Source organism: Acinetobacter sp. LF10 (assembly GCF_048585715.1).
Lineage (GTDB): Bacteria > Pseudomonadota > Gammaproteobacteria > Pseudomonadales > Moraxellaceae > Acinetobacter.
In genome coordinates, this window is the sequence record NZ_CP184160.1 from 412,466 (window position 1) to 428,792 (window position 16,327).

Consider the following 16,327-nt stretch of genomic DNA (forward strand, 5'->3'; position numbering starts at 1 on the left):
GCCAAATTTTTGACTAACCCATCAAAAGTGAATACTGAACAATTAAGCTTTCTTGCGTTTTAAACGACGTTTTGCCTGTTGAGAAGCCATTGCTTCTAAAGCGGTTGCAAGTTCTTCATCTGTAAATGTTGTGATGTGTTGCAACATTTGCAAGGTCGTTTCATCAAGTACCAACTGCGCACCTGCTGCCATTTCACTGAAATTATCATCATATTCAATGAAACCTTGTTCATTATTACGAATATAATTTTGCTGTGTAAGGACTTTAATAAAGCTTTGGAATAAAGACTTATCAAAGAATTCAGGTGAGTTGAATTCATATAGAACAGATAAGCGCTGACCTAATAAGTGACTTAACTCTTCGACTTGTTTGGTTGAAATATTGCCAGAACCACGTTGGGTGATCAGTGCAAGCGTCATGTAGTAACGCTCTAAGCTTTGTTTAACTGGCATGCCTAAAGTCAAAAGTTTCTGATGCTCTTCGCTGTTTGGTGTTGGGCTAAATAAGTTGCCATCATGATCTTGGAAAATTAGACCAATTTGAACGAGTGCATTGATATAGTTATCAATGTGCTGTTGCAATTCAGAAGCTTTCCACTTCATGAATAATTCAGCTTTTAAGAATGGATACAATGTACGAATCACATTACTTAAATCTGTTTTATTAATCTTACCGTTATGTTCAACCAATGATGCAACCAATGATGGTAAGACAAAGGCATGCAAGATGTTGTTACGGAAATAGGTTAATAAAACAGCTTGATTGTCTTCTATGGCAATAATATCACCTAGAACATGCTGCACACGTTTGATCAGTTTGAGCTTTAGACCATAAGCAATGATTTCTTTACCTGATAAAGAAGTGACTTGCGTGCGTTCATCATATGGTTGTTGAGTCGCTAAATCACGATAAATATCAAGCTGTTTTGCACAGATCTCTTCATCTAATGTATGCTTTGGTGTTGCTAATAAGATCAAAGACAATAATGAAACAGGATTGATGACCACTGCGCGATTAATATTTTCTAAAATCAGATTGGCTGAGCTAGAAACAACATGAGATACCTCAGCAGGAATCGGTGCATCATTTTTTTCAATCTGAATTTTATCTGCATTATGCTGCTTTAAAATATCATCGAGGAAAACAGGTTCACCAAAGTTGACGTGTACTTTGCCAAAGATTCTTTCAATTTTTCGTAAGGTTTTGACGATACCAAAAATTGATTCTGCTTCTTTTGGCTTACCTTGCATTTCACCTACATAAGTTGAGCCTTCCATCAAGCGCTCATACCCAATATACGTCGGTAAGAAGACGATCGGTTTCGCACGTCCACGTAAATGACCATGTACGGTCATGGCGAGCATACCTGTTTTCGGTGGAAGTAAGCGACCAGTACGTGAACGACCCCCTTCAATGAAGTACTCGATAGGCGTATTGCGCGATAGAATGCTGTATAAATATTCTTTGAATACAGAAGTATACAGTGCATTTCCGCGGAATGAGCGACGTATGAAAAATGCACCACCACCACGTAATAACTGACCTACAAAAGGTAAGTTCAGGTTATCACCCGCAGCAATATATGGAATCATCAAGCCACGTTTATAAATCACATAGGACAATAATAAATAGTCGATATGGCTACGGTGGCATGGTGTGTAAATAATTTCATAGTCTTTCGCAAGTTCGCGAACCGTACTGAAATTATGAACTTCAACGCCGTCATACAGTTGTGTCCATAATCGTGTTAAAGCCATATCTGCGAAGCGTACTGCTGACGCTGAATAATCAGAAACGATTTCATTGACATAGCTAATTGCGCGACGTTCTGCCTCAAGCATGCTGATTTTATGCTGAATGCTTTCTCGACGGATGGCATCTTGTACATCACGTGCTTTTACTACTGACTGCATTACATTACGGCGATCAGATAAGTCAGGACCTAGTACGACTTCACGTTGCTGATCTAGATAAGTATCTAAAGAACTTGAAATATAAGTTGCAGGGGAAATATTTGGATGATGTTTCTTGGCATAATCTACCAATTCACGTAGAGATTGAGGCTCATGGAATTCTAAATATGAATCACGCCCATGTAAGCCAATATTCATGAGTTGTTTAACAGTACCTGGTGTTGCCCAAGTATCAGAAAATAATAATTTAAACCATGAATCTTCTTTATCTGGTGAGCGTCCCCAGAGCACTGTAACGGGAACTAATTGAACATCTACTTCTTGATTTTGTTCTAATGCTTCGATCAATTGTAGAAGGCGTGGGGGATATGTTTGAGTATTAAAAAAGTTATTTTCATTTTGATGTAAAAATAGAACCGAGTTTTTTTCATGATAAGTTCCAAAACTCATGGCATCCAAAGCTGGCTTTAGATGAAGGCGACGCGTTTCACCATCAACTACCAAAGCATTACTACGTGAATAATTTTGTAAAACATAGCAAATTACGGTATTTGAATCTGTTGTGTTTTGCTCAGTTACGGTGGACTCTGTAGGAACTTCACCAAGAACATGTGGGGTGACCACGAGGTCAAGTAACTTACTCGAAAGTTGGCGATACATTTGACCAAATCCAGTCTTGGACATTACAAACTCCTAAATGATAACCCTGAGCATGAGGTGTTGTTATAGTGCTATAAGAAAGCGCAGCTTAAAGTGCAGCGCAAGGCGAAGCTCGATGAACACAAACGTCAACATGACATTTTGCGATATTCTGCCATGAAACGATATGTTATTTTCTGACAAAATATAGCGTATTTGGTAGATTTTATCGTTAAAAATCGTATTTTTAGCAGTTATAAATAAAGATTAATGTGACGGATGAATCATTTTATCCTGAGCATATTTATTGGAATTTGTGGCACAATCGAAATGATCAATCCTGAATGGATTAGTTGATCTCTCCTCATTGATGTTGGAAGGCTATTACATGAATGCGTTAACTCAAGAACTGGTTGAACTTTTGACTTTGGAAAAGTTGGAAGAACATATTTTCCGAGGCAACAGTCGCAATTTGGTTGGGAAACGAGTATTCGGTGGACAAGTTCTTGGACAAGCATTAAGAGCAGCGTCATATACCACAAACCGTCCAGCACATTCGTTGCATGCTTATTTTTTATATGGTGGTGATGTCGATGCACCGATCATTTATGAAGTTGATCCATTGCGAGATGGTAAAAGTTTTGCAAGTCGACAAGTGCGTGCGATCCAACATGGACGTACAATTTTCTCGGCGATGGTATCTTTTGCCAATCCAGAAGAAGGCTTAAATTATCAACATAAAGAACCAGAGTATGCGAGTCCTGAAGAGCTGAAGTCTGAGAAAGAATTAAAAGAAAGTATGCTCAATTTCGTCCCAGAAAATGCACGTACGAGTTTTATGCGCGAACGCCATGTTGAAATCAGACCAACTCGACCAGTTAATCCTTTTCAGCCGCAGCCTGAAGCACCATATTATGCGCACTACATTCGTACCCATGATCGTATTGCAGAAAATGTTGATGACGTTTCATTACATCAAGCCATCGTTGCGTTTTATTCAGACTTTACTTTGATGACCACAGCACTGCGTCCACATGGGTTATCTTGGATTTCGCCAAATTTACAATGTGCAAGCATTGATCACACCATTTATTTCCATCGCCCGTTACGTGCTGATGATTGGATGCTTTACGATATGGAAGCAACGATTAGTGCCAGTTCACGTGGTCTGAATTTTGGACGCATGTGGCAGAATGGTCAGCTGGTATGTAGCACTGTGCAAGAGGGTCTAATTCGATTGAGAGAAATTGAAACCCAGTAAATTAGATCTGAAAAACTCAAATTAAAGCCATCGTTTAGATGGCTTTTTTTGTCATAAGGTTGTGACAAAAAATTGCTCGATTCTTCAATATGAGCGTGCCATAGTACCGACAAGCTAAAATATTTTATTAATCAGAATGAATTTAAATACACAAATTCTAATCGCAGCCGTACTGGGTGTTATATATGGGTTCTTCTTAACTTTGTATCCGCAGACTAGTTTTGCTGAACATAGTTTGTATGGGCTGGGGATTTTAAGCAGTATTTTTATTGGTTTACTCAAAATGTTGCTCATCCCACTTATTTTTAGTTCGATCGTTGTGGGTGTTTCAAATTTACAGGCTGGTGGACAATTTGGACGAGTTTGGAAAATTACAGCATTAAGCTGTCTCACGACGACAACCTTAGCTTTGATTTTAGGGATTAGTTGTGCACATCTATTTGAAGTAGGCAAAGGGGTAGATATTCAAATCTTCCAAGAAGCCATGCAAAACCACCAAACGCCAGATACGTTGACGCCTTCAAGTTTTCTGACCAATTTTATCCAAAATACCTTGATCAATCCTTTTAAAGCATTTAGTGAAGGTAATGTACTTGCAGTTGTGGTCTTTGCGTTATTCCTTGGAGTCGCATTAGTCAAAGGTGGTGAAAGCTTTAGCTTGGTTCGCAATACTTGCCAACAATTCTTTGTCATGATGATGATGCTTGTGGGTTGGGTGATGAAGCTAGCTCCAATCGGTATTTTTGCACTGCTTGCTAAATTGATCGCGACTGAAGATCTTTCTGTGTTAAGTCGTTTAGTTGAATTCGCAGTGGTTGTCACGGGAACAACGATTTTTCACGGTGCTGTTGTTTTGCCTGCATTACTTTGGATTTTTGGCAAAATGAATCCAATCACTTTCTTTAAAGGCGCACGCACAGCTTTGGTTACTGCATTTGCGACCAGTTCAAGTTCCGCGACAATGCCACTCAGTATGAAATGTGCACAAGAAAATTTAGGTGTGCGACCCCAGACAGCAGGATTTGTGATTCCTTTAGGAACACAATTAAATATGGATGGTACAGCACTTTATGAGGCAGCCGCCGCTTTATTTATTGCAAATTTGATGGGCTTGGACTTGAGTTTAACCCAGCAAATTATTGTATGTTTAACTGCCATGATTGCTTCATTGGGAGCACCAGGTATTCCCAGCGCAGGTATGGTGACCATGATTATGGTTTTACAATCAGTTGGTTTGCCTGCGGAAGCGATTGCGATTTTATTACCGATTGATCGAGTATTAGATACTGTACGAACAGTAGTGAATGTACAGGGTGATATGATGATCAGCGTTGTTGTTGATCGTTATGCTAAGCAGGCAGAAGTTGAATCAAGTTGATGCGATTTAAGAAAGAAAAAAGCAGGAGAAGACTCCTGCTTTTTTATTGAAATGCTTATGCAGCTTGTTGTAAAGCGCGTTTTGCTGCCGGTGAATTATTTAAATAATTCACCGCATCTTGAGTATTACCTTCTTTCACAGGATCATACCAAGGCATGAGATAGTCGATTTGTTGAGCGACTAACCAAATTGGATTTGGTAAAACCTGATTATCTTGACGACCAATTTTGTACCATTCCATCCAAACCCATGGTCTAAATAAGCTCGGTTTTTTGTCGGCAAAACGAGGATCTTGACCCATGATATGTGCCGCGCCATCAACCCATAAACCAAGTACACCCACGATTACAGCGACACTCATGTAATAACGTGCAATATAACCACCACCTAAATGACGATATAGATCAAAAGCAACGGTACGATGTTCGATTTCTTCAGAACCATGCCATTTAATCAGATCAATCATTTCTGGATCAGCACCGAGTTCTTCCCAACGTTTGTTGTACAGTGCGTATTTACCCAATACACACGTCATGTGTTCAACTGTTGCAATGACGCCTAGACGGAACAAATCCCATTGATGGTCAAGTATTTTAGGAACTTCTTTACCAAAAGGCTTATCAGCTAAAGCTTTGTTAAATACGAAATCCATAATATCGAGATTACGCTGAATATCAATATTACGTTGGCTAAGATATTCTTTGTTCGCAGACGTATGTGCAACCGCATGCATCGCTTCTTGGCGAATAAATGCTTGAACGTCTTGTTTTAATTTTTCATCAGTAATTTCTGGAAGAACTTTGTTGTATAAGCGGCAGAACCAAAACTCACCAGCAGGCAAAATATTGTTAATTTCATTAATAAAATAACTGGCATAAGGCTGGTTTGGAATCCAATCCACTGGTGTTTTTTCCCAGTCAAACTTCACTTTGCGTGGGAGAATTTTATAGTCAATCGAAGAACCAAGAACTTTGTTCTTCATAAATGATAGTAATTTCATCGTTTAGTCCTAATCGATAGTGCAATGAACCAACACTAAGCAGTATATGAAAACTACCTAGTGTTTGTGTTTAGCAATTCAGGACAATTAGAAATTATTTTATGCATCAAGTTGCATAAAATGCATTATTTATTCTTCGACGTCTATTTCTGAAGCTTCTGGGATCTGATCAAGGTCAAATTCTGCTGGTTGATCAAGTGTGAAATTTAAACGGCCACCCATGACGCTTGCCAATTCTTCTAAACCAATTCGATTGAGTGAAGAGAATAATTGAATCGAGAAATCAAGTTTCATTTTCTTCAACTGCTGCTTAATTTCTAATAGTACTTTATTGGCAGGGCCACGGTTTAATTTATCGGCTTTAGTAAGCAGGATGTGTACAAATAAATGACGTGAATGTGCCCATTCCAGCATCATTAAGTCAAAGTGTTGTAATGGATGACGGATGTCCATTAACAGTACCAAGCCTTGTAAGCTTTTACGATGGATCAGATAGTTCTCAAGTTCTTTCTGCCATACGATTTTCATCGCTTCAGGTACAGCCGCATAACCATAACCTGGTAAATCAACTAAACGTTGATCTGGATTACCTAAGCTAAAAAAGTTAATCATTTGCGTGCGCCCAGGTCTTTTTGAAGCACGTGCGAGTTGCTTTTGATTAGTTAAAGCATTAATTGCACTCGATTTTCCTGCATTAGAACGACCTGCAAATGCGATTTCATAACCTGTATCTTCTACGCACAAATCCAGTTTAGGCGCACTCATCAAAAATTCAGCTTGGCGTAACCAAGTCAAAGACTGCACTGCATACGCGGTTACAGCAGGATCAGTCTTTTTTTCATAACTGATTTTTTGTTTAGGTGCGAGTTTGGCTTTGGTGTCTTTCGATTTTTCACTACGACGCATAGAAGCTTACTTTTTGAATTGAAATAGCAACGACTATTATAAAGGATGTGAGAGATTCGTGCGAATCTTGATGTTTAGGCTTTTTGAACGAGTTGTAAAAAGTCAATATTTGAATTTGTAGAAGAGGGAAGAATGCCATATTGCACCACTTCTCCAAGTGTATATTGATCTAGGCTTTGATAAAAACATTCTAAAGCTTGATCCAAAATACTTTTAAGTCCGCAATGAGAGCGTAAAACACAAGGTGGCGTATTACATTCTACGATTTGATGATTGCCTTGTAGGATACGAACAATTTCACCTAGTTTTAAACTTTTGGCTTCTGGATTTAAACGAAGTCCACCACCTTTGCCGCGAATTGTTACGATCCAATGCTGTTTTCCCATGAAGTGAACGATTTTTACTAAATGGTTTTGGGATACATGCAAGTCCCGTGCAATATCTGCAATCGTATACGGTACATCACTCGGACGAGCGACATACATTAAGATTCTGAGCGCATAATCAGTAAACTTATTGAGTTGCATGGGTTTTCACTCAATCTATTGCTTTAAACAGAAAGGGCTAGTCTAACATAGACTAGCCCTATGCAAAACGCAGCACCGATTAGCTGAGTTTTACGCCACCCGTACCGAATGCTTCGCTATGAATATTTTCAGCAGGGATACCACGAGCAACTAAAGCTTTATGTTGCTCTGCCATAAATGGCATTGGACCACATAGATAATAGTCTGCATTGGCTGGTAATAATCCAGCATCCATTGACACTAAATCTAAGCGACCCGCTGCATCAAAATCTTCGCCTAACACGTCACCTTGATGAGGAAACTCATAAGCAGTGAATGTACTCAGACGTGGATACTTTGCTTTTAGTTCATGAATATGTTTTTTCATGGCATGTACTTGGCTGTTACGACAAGCATGGATAAAGCTCACAGGTTGCGGCATATCTAAAGTTACCAATTGATTGAGCATTGCAATCATTGGCGTTAAACCTACACCACCACTAATAAACACATTACGTTTGCTGCTATCAATTAAATAGAAGTTACCTGTTGGTGCAGAAACTTCAATTTCTGAACCTTCAGCTAAGCTATGCAATGTACTAGATACCCAACCACCTGCTAACTCACCTTTTTCATCCTCACGTTTGACTGAAATACGTAAGTAATCTGCTTGAGGACTCGTCGATAGGGTGTATTGACGTGGCTGTCTTAAATTGAGTTCAGGCACAAACACGCGAACTGAAATATATTGACCTGCTTCATATTTTGGTAGTTCACCGCCATCTACAGGAGCTAAATAGAATGAAGTAATTTCATCGCTTTCAACGACTTTTTTTGCAATTTTGAAATTACGCCAACCCAACCAACTGCCTTTGGTTTGTTGATGTTGATCATAAATGGCTTTTTCAGTGCTAATAAATAAGTCAGCTAATTGACCATAAGCGGCAGCCCATGCCCCAATCAATGGATCTTCCATTGATATATTTAGTACTTCACTGATTGAATGAAGTAGGTTCTCACCCACAATACTGTAGTCAGGTGATTGAATATTCAAGCTCACATGTTTATGTGCAATTAACTCAACCACAGGTAAAAGTACAGAAGGGTCTTCGATGTTTTCTGCATACGCCAAAACTGCACCAGCAAGTGCTTGTGCTTGTGCGCCGCTACGTTGATGCCCCATGTTAAAGGTTTCTTTTAATTCTGGGTTGTTGCCTAACATGCGATTGTAAAAGTAACCCGTGAGCGCTACACCATTTTCACGGAGTACAGGAACAGTTGCTTTTACGAGGTCAATTTGCTGCGGAGTCATGGGTGATCCCTCTTGGCTATCATTTATAAGATATATTTAAAATATACCTTATAAGATTTATTTGCAAGATTAGTTTTTATTAAAACCATAAAAAAAATAGGGGATAAATAATTATCCCCTGATTTTTAAAATAATAAAGATTTTTATTTACCAAATAATGAACCGAGTAAACCGCGAACGATCTTTTGACCTGTAGAGCCGCCTAAGCTACGAGCCGCACTTTTTGCAAAAGTTCCCACAATATCTTGGGTGAGTTTTTCGCGATCTCGCTGGGCTTTCTCTGCGGCTTTTTGTTGCTCTTTCGCTTGTTGTTTGGCTAAAGCATCCTGTTCTTTGTTTTGCTGTTTTTCTAATTCATCTGCCTGTTTTTGTTGAGACTGTTGTAGCACTTTCTTTTGCAAGATTTCATAGGCACTGTCTCGATCCACTGCCTGATCATAAACACCTGCGACAATACTTTTCCCAATAATCACTTGGCGTTCTTCTAACGTGATTGGTGTAAATGAAGAGTAAGGTGGCATGACCCAACCACGTTCTACAATTTGAGGCGTGCCTTGTTCGTCTAGGCAACTAATTAATGCTTCACCGACTGCAAGTTCTGTAATCGCTTGATCAACTTTGAATGCTGGATTGGCTCGAAAGGTATCCGCTGCGGTTTTGACTGCCTTTTGATCTTTTGGAGTAAATGCACGTAAGGCATGTTGTACTCGGTTGCCCAATTGCCCTAAGACACTTTCTGGTAAATCCAGAGGATTTTGGGTAATAAAATAAATTCCCACGCCTTTCGAGCGAATGAGACGTACGACTTGCTCAATCTTTTGTTGTAAGGCTGGACTAGCATTATCAAACAATAGATGCGCTTCATCGAAAAAGAATACCAACTTTGGTTTGTCCATATCACCCACTTCAGGCAACTGTTCAAACAGTTCTGACATCATCCATAATAAGAATGTGGCATAAAGCTTTGGAGTATTCATGAGCTTGTCAGCGGCTAAGATATTGATATAGCCATGACCATTGGTATCGGTCTGAATAAAATCGAGGATATTCAGGCTAGGCTCACCAAAAAATTGCTCTCCACCTTGATCACCTAAAGCCAATAAATTACGTTGAATTGCACCTAGACTAGCTGGAGAAAGGTTGCCATATTCGGCTTTTAATTCGGCTGCATTTTCGCTGACATAGGTCAGCATTGCTTTAAGGTCTTTGAAATCAATTAATAAAAGCCCTTGATCATCTGCAACACGGAAAACGGCCGAAAGAACACCTTCTTGTGTGTCATTCAGATTTAGCATTTGTGCCAAAAGTAACGGACCAATTTCTGAAATTGTGGTACGAATAGGATGACCTTGTTGCCCAAATAAATCCCAAAAAATAACAGGGGAAGCAGCAAATGGAATGGGTTCAAGTTGTAAGTTTTTTAAACGCTCATCAAATTTGAGGTTGCTACTTCCTGCTTTAGCCAAACTAGAGACATCACCTTTAGCATCTGCCAAAAAGACAGGTACGCCCAGCCGTGAGAAACTTTCGGCTAGTACCTTCAGAGTCACTGTTTTACCTGTGCCTGTCGCACCTGCAATTAAACCGTGGCGGTTTGCAAATTGAGAATGTAAAACAATATCTTGCGTTGTATCTGTGGTTTTTTTTGCAATAATAATGGGTGTATTCATTCTTCACCTATGCTTTATTTCATTCGAGTTGTTTTAGTGCGTTTTGAATATCTTGGATTAAATCGTTTGGATCTTCTAGTCCTATGCAGAAGCGAACTAATAAACCTTGTTGTAAATGTGTATTTTCTAGTTCTCGCATCTGTTTTAAATCATAAAGCATAACAAGACTGATAGGGCCGCCCCAACTAAACCCAAGCTTAAATAAAGTTAGGCTGTCACAGAATTTACGAATTGCTGCGAGATCATATTCAGGTTTGAAAATGACGCTGACTAAACCTGCACTTTTTCCTGTTTCACAGACTTGTTGCCAAAATAAATGACCTGTTGAATTGGCATCACTTGGATGTAAAACTTGGCAAAATTGAGATTGTTGCTTTAACCAATCGAGTATGGTGATTGCACTGTTAGATTGTTGTTCATAACGAAGTGGCATATGAGCCAAGCTGCGTTGAATTTGTGCGGTATCATCGCCTGAAACACAGATCCCTTGGGTTGCATGCATACGATACAGTTTATGATGTAATAGTTGGTCTCGTGTGACTACCGAACCCATTAAAATATCACCACCACCGCTTGGGTATTTGGTTAGTGCATGTATAGTGATGTCGACAGACAGATGCTCATCTGAAAAATCAAATGCATTAAAGGCAAGCCCCGCACCCCATGTATTATCCAGTGCTGTTAATACATTGGCTTGCTGTGCTTTTTTAACCAGATTTTTGAGGTCGGGAAACTCTAAAGTGACAGAACCTGCCGCCTCTAGCCAGATCAATTTAGTTTTTTCAGTTGGCTGAAAGCTATTTGCATCAATTGGGTTGTAAATTTTGACGTGAATGCCGTAGCGGTCTTGCAGATTCTTTAAGTGTTCCAGATTCGGGCCATAAATATTATCTGCAACCCAAACTTCATCCTCTGAGCTTAAAAAAGTACTATTTACTAAATTGATTGCAGATAAGCCACTGGGTGCAAGTAAACAATAATTTCCACCTTCAATTCGAGCAATATTATCTCCTAATGTAAACGTCGTCGGTGTACCGTGTGTGCCATAACTATAATCATAAGGGTCAGTCCAGTGGCGATCAAAAAGGTGCGCTGTTGTTTTAAAAATAATCGTTGATGCACGAAATAGGGGAGGTTGAATCGTTTCTATGTATTGGGGAGCTTGGCGTGGTGCATGAATGAGTGTGGTTTGTAAGCTATTTTGTTTAGTCATGGGGCAAAATTAAATCAATAGAATGATTTAGGTTAAGAGAAAATATCGAATCCTGCTAGTCATTTGCATATTTTGTACAGAATCGTTACGAATCAAAGCTTTTAGTCAAAACTGGCTCTATTTTTGCTAAGACTAATTATCATTCTAACTACAATAGGTTTACGCGCATGAAGTCGCATTTAAGAGTGCATTATTTTCAGCACATTGCTGGTGAAGGTTTTGGCAGTTGCTATGACTATTTGAAGGCACATCAAGCAAAAATTACCGCTACAGAGTTCTTTGCTTTACCCGTTGATTTATCTCTTGAATTGGAGGCTCTACCGCATATTGATGAAGTTGATTTACTAATCATTATGGGTGGAACCATGAGTGTGAATGATGAAGCAAATTATCCTTGGTTAAAATTGGAAAAAAGATGGTTGAGACGTTATCTCTCTGCGGGAAAACCTGCGATTGGTTTATGTTTAGGGGGGCAACTGATTGCCAATGCACTTGGTGCATCTGTAAGTCGAAATCAACATCAAGAACTGGGTTGGATGGATGTAGGTCGTGTTTCACACGTCCCTGAAAATTATTTTCAAATCCCTGATAAGCTTAATATTATGCAATGGCACAGCGAGACCTTTGAGATTCCCCGTGGCGGCGTCCGTTTAGCAGAAAATAAGGTCTGCCAAAACCAAATGTATCAAATTGGGCGTAATGTGCTTGGCTTTCAGTTTCACCCTGAGATGACCCCGCATGCTTTGCAATTGTTGATTGAAAATGAAGAAGATAGTGCAGTATTTAATGGAAAATATGTTCAGCCCATCGCAGAATTAAAAAAAACGATTAAAAGTAAGTTTGAACAGGGTAATCAATTACTAAATCAAGCAATAGAGTATGTGGTGAATGCTTAATCAAGTATAAAACTAAAAAAATAAAAGAAGAATTGCATAAGACTTAAACAATCGTTATAATGGGCGACCCTCAAATGGAGGGCGTTCACTACGAAGAAAGTAGTCAACGCATTACAGTCGTGGCATCGATCATGACCTTAGTGATTTTCACTGCCCTTGACACTTACCAATAAGGTGAGGTGCGTCATGGGTGATTCTTTATATTTTTGGCTTGGAGTTTACTGGTATGTCTAACCAGAGAATTCGTATCCGTTTGAAGTCTTTTGATCATCGCTTGATTGATCAATCTGCTCAAGAGATCGTAGAAACCGCTAAGCGTACTGGCGCACAAGTGTGTGGTCCAATCCCGATGCCTACTCGCATCGAACGCTTCAACGTTCTTACTTCACCACACGTCAACAAAGACGCTCGTGATCAGTACGAAATCCGCACTTATAAACGTTTGATCGACATCGTTCAACCTACAGATAAAACTGTTGATGCATTGATGAAGTTAGATCTTGCTGCTGGTGTTGATGTTCAGATCGCTTTGGGTTAAGGCTTTCGGTTAATTAACGTTAAGTTAATTAGGCCGCTTTTTTAGAGGTTTATGCACATGGCTATTGGTTTAGTCGGTCGCAAATGTGGTATGACTCGCGTCTTTACAGATGCTGGTGTATCTGTACCTGTTACAGTTATCGAAGTCGATCCAAACCGCATTACGCAAATCAAAACACTTGAAACTGATGGTTATCAAGCAATCCAAGTAACTACTGGTGAACGTCGCGAATCGCGCGTAACTAATGCTCAGAAAGGTCACTTCGCGAAAGCGGGTGTTGCTGCTGGTCGTTTGGTTAAAGAGTTCCGTGTTACTGAAGCTGAGCTTGAAGGCCGTGAAGTTGGTGCTTCTATCGGTGTTGATTTGTTCACAGTTGGTCAAATTGTTGACGTAACTGGTCAATCAAAAGGTAAAGGCTTCCAAGGTGGTGTTAAGCGTTGGAATTTCCGTACGCAAGATGCTACTCATGGTAACTCTGTATCTCACCGTGTATTAGGTTCTACAGGTCAAAACCAGACTCCTGGTCGCGTGTTCAAAGGCAAGAAAATGGCTGGTCACTTAGGTGATGAACGCGTAACAGTTCAAGGTCTTGAAATTGTATCTATTGACGCTGAACGTTCTGTTTTAGTTGTTAAAGGTGCTGTTCCTGGTGCAACGAATGGTGACGTTATTGTACGTCCTACCATCAAGGCCTGAGGGGAAATACTGTGAATTTAAAAACTGTTTCCGGCTCTGCTGTTGAATTGTCTGAAGTTGCTTTCGGACGTGAGTTTAACGAAGCGCTTGTACACCAAGTTGTTACAGCTTACTTAGCTGGTGGTCGTCAAGGTTCGAAAGCTCAGAAATCACGTGCAGACGTTTCTGGCGGTGGTAAAAAACCATTCCGTCAAAAAGGTACTGGTCGCGCTCGTGCGGGTTCTATTCGTAGCCCGATCTGGGTTGGTGGTGGTAAAACTTTTGCTGCTCGCCCACAAGATTGGTCTCAAAAAGTAAACCGTAAGATGTATCGCGGTGCAATGCAATGTATCTTAGCTGAACTTGTTCGCCAAGATCGTCTTGTGTTGGTTGAAGAGTTTGCTGTTGCAGCTCCAAAAACTAAAGACTTGCTTGCAAAACTTACAGACTTGAATGCAACTCGCGCATTGATCATTACAGATGCTGTAGATGAGAACTTGTATCTTGCAGCTCGCAACCTTCCACACGTTGATGTGGTTGATGCTACTGCTATTGATCCTGTTAGCTTGATTGCATTTGATAAAGTTGTAATGTCTGTAGCTGCTGCTAAGAAAATTGAGGTAGAACTCGGATGAACAACGAACGTATCTATCAAGTCCTATTAGGACCAGTATTCTCAGAAAAAGCACAAGTTTTAGGTGATACTGCTGGTGTTCAAGTGTTCAAAGTTGCATTAAATGCAAACAAACTTGAAATCAAAAAAGCAGTTGAGCAACTCTTCGGTGTTGAAGTTGTAAAAATCAATACAACGATCACTAAAGGTAAAACAAAACGCTTTGGTAAAACATTAGGACGTCGTTCTGATGTGAAAAAAGCATACGTCACCCTGAAAGCTGGCCAAGATGTAGAAATGGCTGACTTGGGCGATACCGCTGAAAACGCAGCGGAATAAGGACGAGAATTATGCCAATTCAAAAATGTAAGCCAACGTCTCCAGGACGTCGCTTTGTAGAGAAAGTGGTTCATGACCATCTTCACAAAGGCGCTCCTTATGCACCGTTGGTAGAAGCTAAAAAACGTACTGGTGGTCGTAATAACAATGGTCACATCACTACACGTCACGTGGGTGGTGGTCATAAGCAAAACTACCGTATTGTTGACTTTAAACGTAACAAAGATGGTATTCCAGCGACTGTAGAGCGCATCGAATACGATCCTAACCGTACAGCTCATATTGCTTTATTGAAATATGCTGATGGTGAACGTCGTTACATCATTGCACCTAAAGGCTTACGTGCTGGTGATAAAGTACAATCTGGTAACGATGCTCCAATTCGTCCAGGTAACTGCTTACCACTTCGCAATATGCCAATCGGTTCTACGCTTCACAACCTTGAACTTAAAATCGGTAAAGGTGCTCAATTAGCACGTTCTGCTGGTACTTCAGTTCAGTTGTTGGGTCGTGATGGTTCTTACGCTATCGTTCGTTTACGTTCTGGTGAAATGCGTAAAGTACACGTTGAATGTCGTGCTGTAATTGGTGAAGTTTCTAACCAAGAAAGCAACCTTCGTTCATTGGGTAAAGCTGGTGCTGCGCGCTGGCGTGGTATTCGTCCTACCGTTCGTGGTATGGCGATGAACCCGGTAGATCACCCGCACGGTGGTGGTGAAGGACGTAGTAAAGGTATTCAACCTGTAAGTCCATGGGGTCAAAAAGCTAAAGGGTACAAGACACGTACCAATAAGCGTACGACTAAGATGATTATTCGCGACCGTCGCGTCAAGTAAGGGAATCTGAATAATGCCTCGTTCATTAAAAAAAGGTCCATTCGTCGACGCGCATTTGTTCGCTAAGGTTGAAGCTGCGATTGCTGCTAACAACCGTAAGCCGATCAAAACATGGTCACGTCGTTCAATGATCCTTCCAGACTTTGTTGGTTTAACAATTTCTGTTCACAATGGCCGTAACCACGTTCCAGTAATTGTTACTGAACACATGGTTGGTCATAAATTGGGTGAATTCGCGCCAACTCGTACCTATCGTGGTCACGGTGTTGATAAGAAGTCTAAACGTTAATAGGTGCTATGATGGAAGTAACTGCTAAATTACGCGGTGCCGCTATCTCGGCACAAAAAGCACGTTTAGTTGCTGATTTGATCCGTGGTAAGTCGGTTGCACGTGCGATAGACATTTTGAACTTCAGTAACAAGAAAGCAGCTGTGCTCGTTAAAAAAGCACTTGAATCTGCAATCGCGAATGCTGAACACAACAACAGCTTAGATGTTGATGACCTTAAAGTAACTACGATTTACGTTGATGAAGGCATGAGCCTTAAACGTATCATGCCACGTGCTAAAGGCCGTGCAGATCGTATTACTAAGCGTACTTGTCACATCACCGTTAAGGTAGGGGTTTGAT

Annotated in this window: 17 protein-coding genes; 10 read left to right on the forward strand and 7 right to left on the reverse strand. The window is 40.2% G+C overall.

Annotated features, from left to right (window positions below):
* Positions 1-42: 42 nt before the first annotated feature.
* Positions 43-2,598 carry a glycerol-3-phosphate 1-O-acyltransferase PlsB gene (gene plsB, locus ACN19N_RS01885; protein WP_420001863.1) on the reverse strand — a complete coding sequence of 852 codons (2,556 nt, stop codon included), beginning with the start codon at positions 2,596-2,598 and terminating at the stop codon, positions 43-45.
* Positions 2,599-2,941: 343 nt separating this feature from the next.
* On the opposite strand from plsB, the gene ACN19N_RS01890 reads away from it, so the two are divergent.
* Together ACN19N_RS01890 and ACN19N_RS01895 are read left to right on the forward strand one after the other, a co-directional pair.
* The gene (locus ACN19N_RS01890; protein ID WP_269229516.1) at positions 2,942-3,814 is read left to right on the forward strand and encodes an acyl-CoA thioesterase; all 873 of its coding nucleotides are present in this window, start codon (positions 2,942-2,944) and stop codon (positions 3,812-3,814) included.
* A 136-nt stretch (positions 3,815-3,950) separates the two neighbouring features.
* On the forward strand, positions 3,951-5,192 hold the full coding sequence (locus ACN19N_RS01895; RefSeq protein ID WP_269229517.1) for a dicarboxylate/amino acid:cation symporter: 1,242 nt from the start codon (positions 3,951-3,953) through the stop codon (positions 5,190-5,192).
* Positions 5,193-5,247: 55 nt separating this feature from the next.
* On the opposite strand, the gene ACN19N_RS01900 is transcribed toward ACN19N_RS01895, so the two are convergent.
* From ACN19N_RS01900 to ACN19N_RS01925, 6 genes are all read right to left on the reverse strand, one after another.
* Positions 5,248-6,192, reverse strand: a complete 945-nt coding sequence (locus ACN19N_RS01900; protein ID WP_269238580.1) for a metal-dependent hydrolase — start codon at positions 6,190-6,192, stop codon at positions 5,248-5,250.
* A 129-nt stretch (positions 6,193-6,321) separates the two neighbouring features.
* Entirely contained in the window at positions 6,322-7,098 is a 777-nt protein-coding gene (gene yihA / locus ACN19N_RS01905) for a ribosome biogenesis GTP-binding protein YihA/YsxC (protein ID WP_004660333.1), read from the reverse strand.
* 74 nt (positions 7,099-7,172) lie between these two features.
* On the reverse strand, positions 7,173-7,625 hold the full coding sequence (locus ACN19N_RS01910) for an RrF2 family transcriptional regulator (protein ID WP_004660334.1): 453 nt from the start codon (positions 7,623-7,625) through the stop codon (positions 7,173-7,175).
* A 79-nt stretch (positions 7,626-7,704) separates the two neighbouring features.
* On the reverse strand, positions 7,705-8,916 hold the full coding sequence (gene hmpA, locus ACN19N_RS01915; protein ID WP_420001864.1) for an NO-inducible flavohemoprotein: 1,212 nt from the start codon (positions 8,914-8,916) through the stop codon (positions 7,705-7,707).
* Positions 8,917-9,059: 143 nt separating this feature from the next.
* Entirely contained in the window at positions 9,060-10,586 is a 1,527-nt protein-coding gene (locus ACN19N_RS01920; protein ID WP_420001865.1) for a helicase HerA-like domain-containing protein, read from the reverse strand.
* Positions 10,587-10,605: 19 nt separating this feature from the next.
* Entirely contained in the window at positions 10,606-11,799 is a 1,194-nt protein-coding gene (locus ACN19N_RS01925) for a PLP-dependent transferase (protein WP_293743651.1), read from the reverse strand.
* Positions 11,800-11,966: 167 nt separating this feature from the next.
* Here ACN19N_RS01925 and ACN19N_RS01930 point away from each other — a divergent pair, with 167 nt between their 5' ends.
* From ACN19N_RS01930 to rplV, 8 genes are all read left to right on the forward strand, one after another.
* On the forward strand, positions 11,967-12,695 hold the full coding sequence (locus tag ACN19N_RS01930; protein ID WP_420001866.1) for a type 1 glutamine amidotransferase: 729 nt from the start codon (positions 11,967-11,969) through the stop codon (positions 12,693-12,695).
* Between the two features lie 226 nt (positions 12,696-12,921).
* Positions 12,922-13,233, forward strand: a complete 312-nt coding sequence (rpsJ, locus tag ACN19N_RS01935; RefSeq protein ID WP_000070912.1) for a 30S ribosomal protein S10 — start codon at positions 12,922-12,924, stop codon at positions 13,231-13,233.
* Positions 13,234-13,290: 57 nt separating this feature from the next.
* On the forward strand, positions 13,291-13,929 hold the full coding sequence (gene rplC / locus ACN19N_RS01940; protein ID WP_004660344.1) for a 50S ribosomal protein L3: 639 nt from the start codon (positions 13,291-13,293) through the stop codon (positions 13,927-13,929).
* 11 nt (positions 13,930-13,940) lie between these two features.
* Complete coding sequence (gene rplD, locus ACN19N_RS01945) at positions 13,941-14,543, forward strand: 50S ribosomal protein L4 (RefSeq protein ID WP_004660347.1); 603 nt, start codon at positions 13,941-13,943, stop codon at positions 14,541-14,543.
* A complete protein-coding gene (gene rplW, locus ACN19N_RS01950; RefSeq protein ID WP_004641070.1) occupies positions 14,540-14,860 on the forward strand; it encodes a 50S ribosomal protein L23 in 321 nt (106 codons plus the stop codon). Before rplD ends, rplW begins: the two co-directional genes overlap by 4 nt.
* 11 nt (positions 14,861-14,871) lie before the next feature.
* Complete coding sequence (gene rplB, locus ACN19N_RS01955; RefSeq protein WP_004660349.1) at positions 14,872-15,696, forward strand: 50S ribosomal protein L2; 825 nt, start codon at positions 14,872-14,874, stop codon at positions 15,694-15,696.
* A gap of 13 nt (positions 15,697-15,709) precedes the next feature.
* Positions 15,710-15,985, forward strand: a complete 276-nt coding sequence (gene rpsS / locus ACN19N_RS01960; protein WP_004641066.1) for a 30S ribosomal protein S19 — start codon at positions 15,710-15,712, stop codon at positions 15,983-15,985.
* A gap of 11 nt (positions 15,986-15,996) precedes the next feature.
* Positions 15,997-16,326, forward strand: coding sequence for a 50S ribosomal protein L22 (gene rplV / locus ACN19N_RS01965; RefSeq protein WP_004657676.1), 330 nt, complete (start codon positions 15,997-15,999; stop codon positions 16,324-16,326).
* Position 16,327 lies beyond the last annotated feature (1 nt).

Coding starts and splice junctions, on each gene's coding strand:
- plsB (WP_420001863.1), bottom strand. CDS start 2,598: ATGTCCAAGACTGGATTTGGTCAAATGTATCGCCAACTTTCGAGTAAG.
- ACN19N_RS01890 (WP_269229516.1), top strand. CDS start 2,942: ATGAATGCGTTAACTCAAGAACTGGTTGAACTTTTGACTTTGGAAAAG.
- ACN19N_RS01895 (WP_269229517.1), top strand. CDS start 3,951: ATGAATTTAAATACACAAATTCTAATCGCAGCCGTACTGGGTGTTATA.
- ACN19N_RS01900 (WP_269238580.1), bottom strand. CDS start 6,192: ATGAAATTACTATCATTTATGAAGAACAAAGTTCTTGGTTCTTCGATT.
- yihA (WP_004660333.1), bottom strand. CDS start 7,098: ATGCGTCGTAGTGAAAAATCGAAAGACACCAAAGCCAAACTCGCACCT.
- ACN19N_RS01910 (WP_004660334.1), bottom strand. CDS start 7,625: ATGCAACTCAATAAGTTTACTGATTATGCGCTCAGAATCTTAATGTAT.
- hmpA (WP_420001864.1), bottom strand. CDS start 8,916: ATGACTCCGCAGCAAATTGACCTCGTAAAAGCAACTGTTCCTGTACTC.
- ACN19N_RS01920 (WP_420001865.1), bottom strand. CDS start 10,586: ATGAATACACCCATTATTATTGCAAAAAAAACCACAGATACAACGCAA.
- ACN19N_RS01925 (WP_293743651.1), bottom strand. CDS start 11,799: ATGACTAAACAAAATAGCTTACAAACCACACTCATTCATGCACCACGC.
- ACN19N_RS01930 (WP_420001866.1), top strand. CDS start 11,967: ATGAAGTCGCATTTAAGAGTGCATTATTTTCAGCACATTGCTGGTGAA.
- rpsJ (WP_000070912.1), top strand. CDS start 12,922: ATGTCTAACCAGAGAATTCGTATCCGTTTGAAGTCTTTTGATCATCGC.
- rplC (WP_004660344.1), top strand. CDS start 13,291: ATGGCTATTGGTTTAGTCGGTCGCAAATGTGGTATGACTCGCGTCTTT.
- rplW (WP_004641070.1), top strand. CDS start 14,540: ATGAACAACGAACGTATCTATCAAGTCCTATTAGGACCAGTATTCTCA.
- rplB (WP_004660349.1), top strand. CDS start 14,872: ATGCCAATTCAAAAATGTAAGCCAACGTCTCCAGGACGTCGCTTTGTA.
- rpsS (WP_004641066.1), top strand. CDS start 15,710: ATGCCTCGTTCATTAAAAAAAGGTCCATTCGTCGACGCGCATTTGTTC.
- rplV (WP_004657676.1), top strand. CDS start 15,997: ATGGAAGTAACTGCTAAATTACGCGGTGCCGCTATCTCGGCACAAAAA.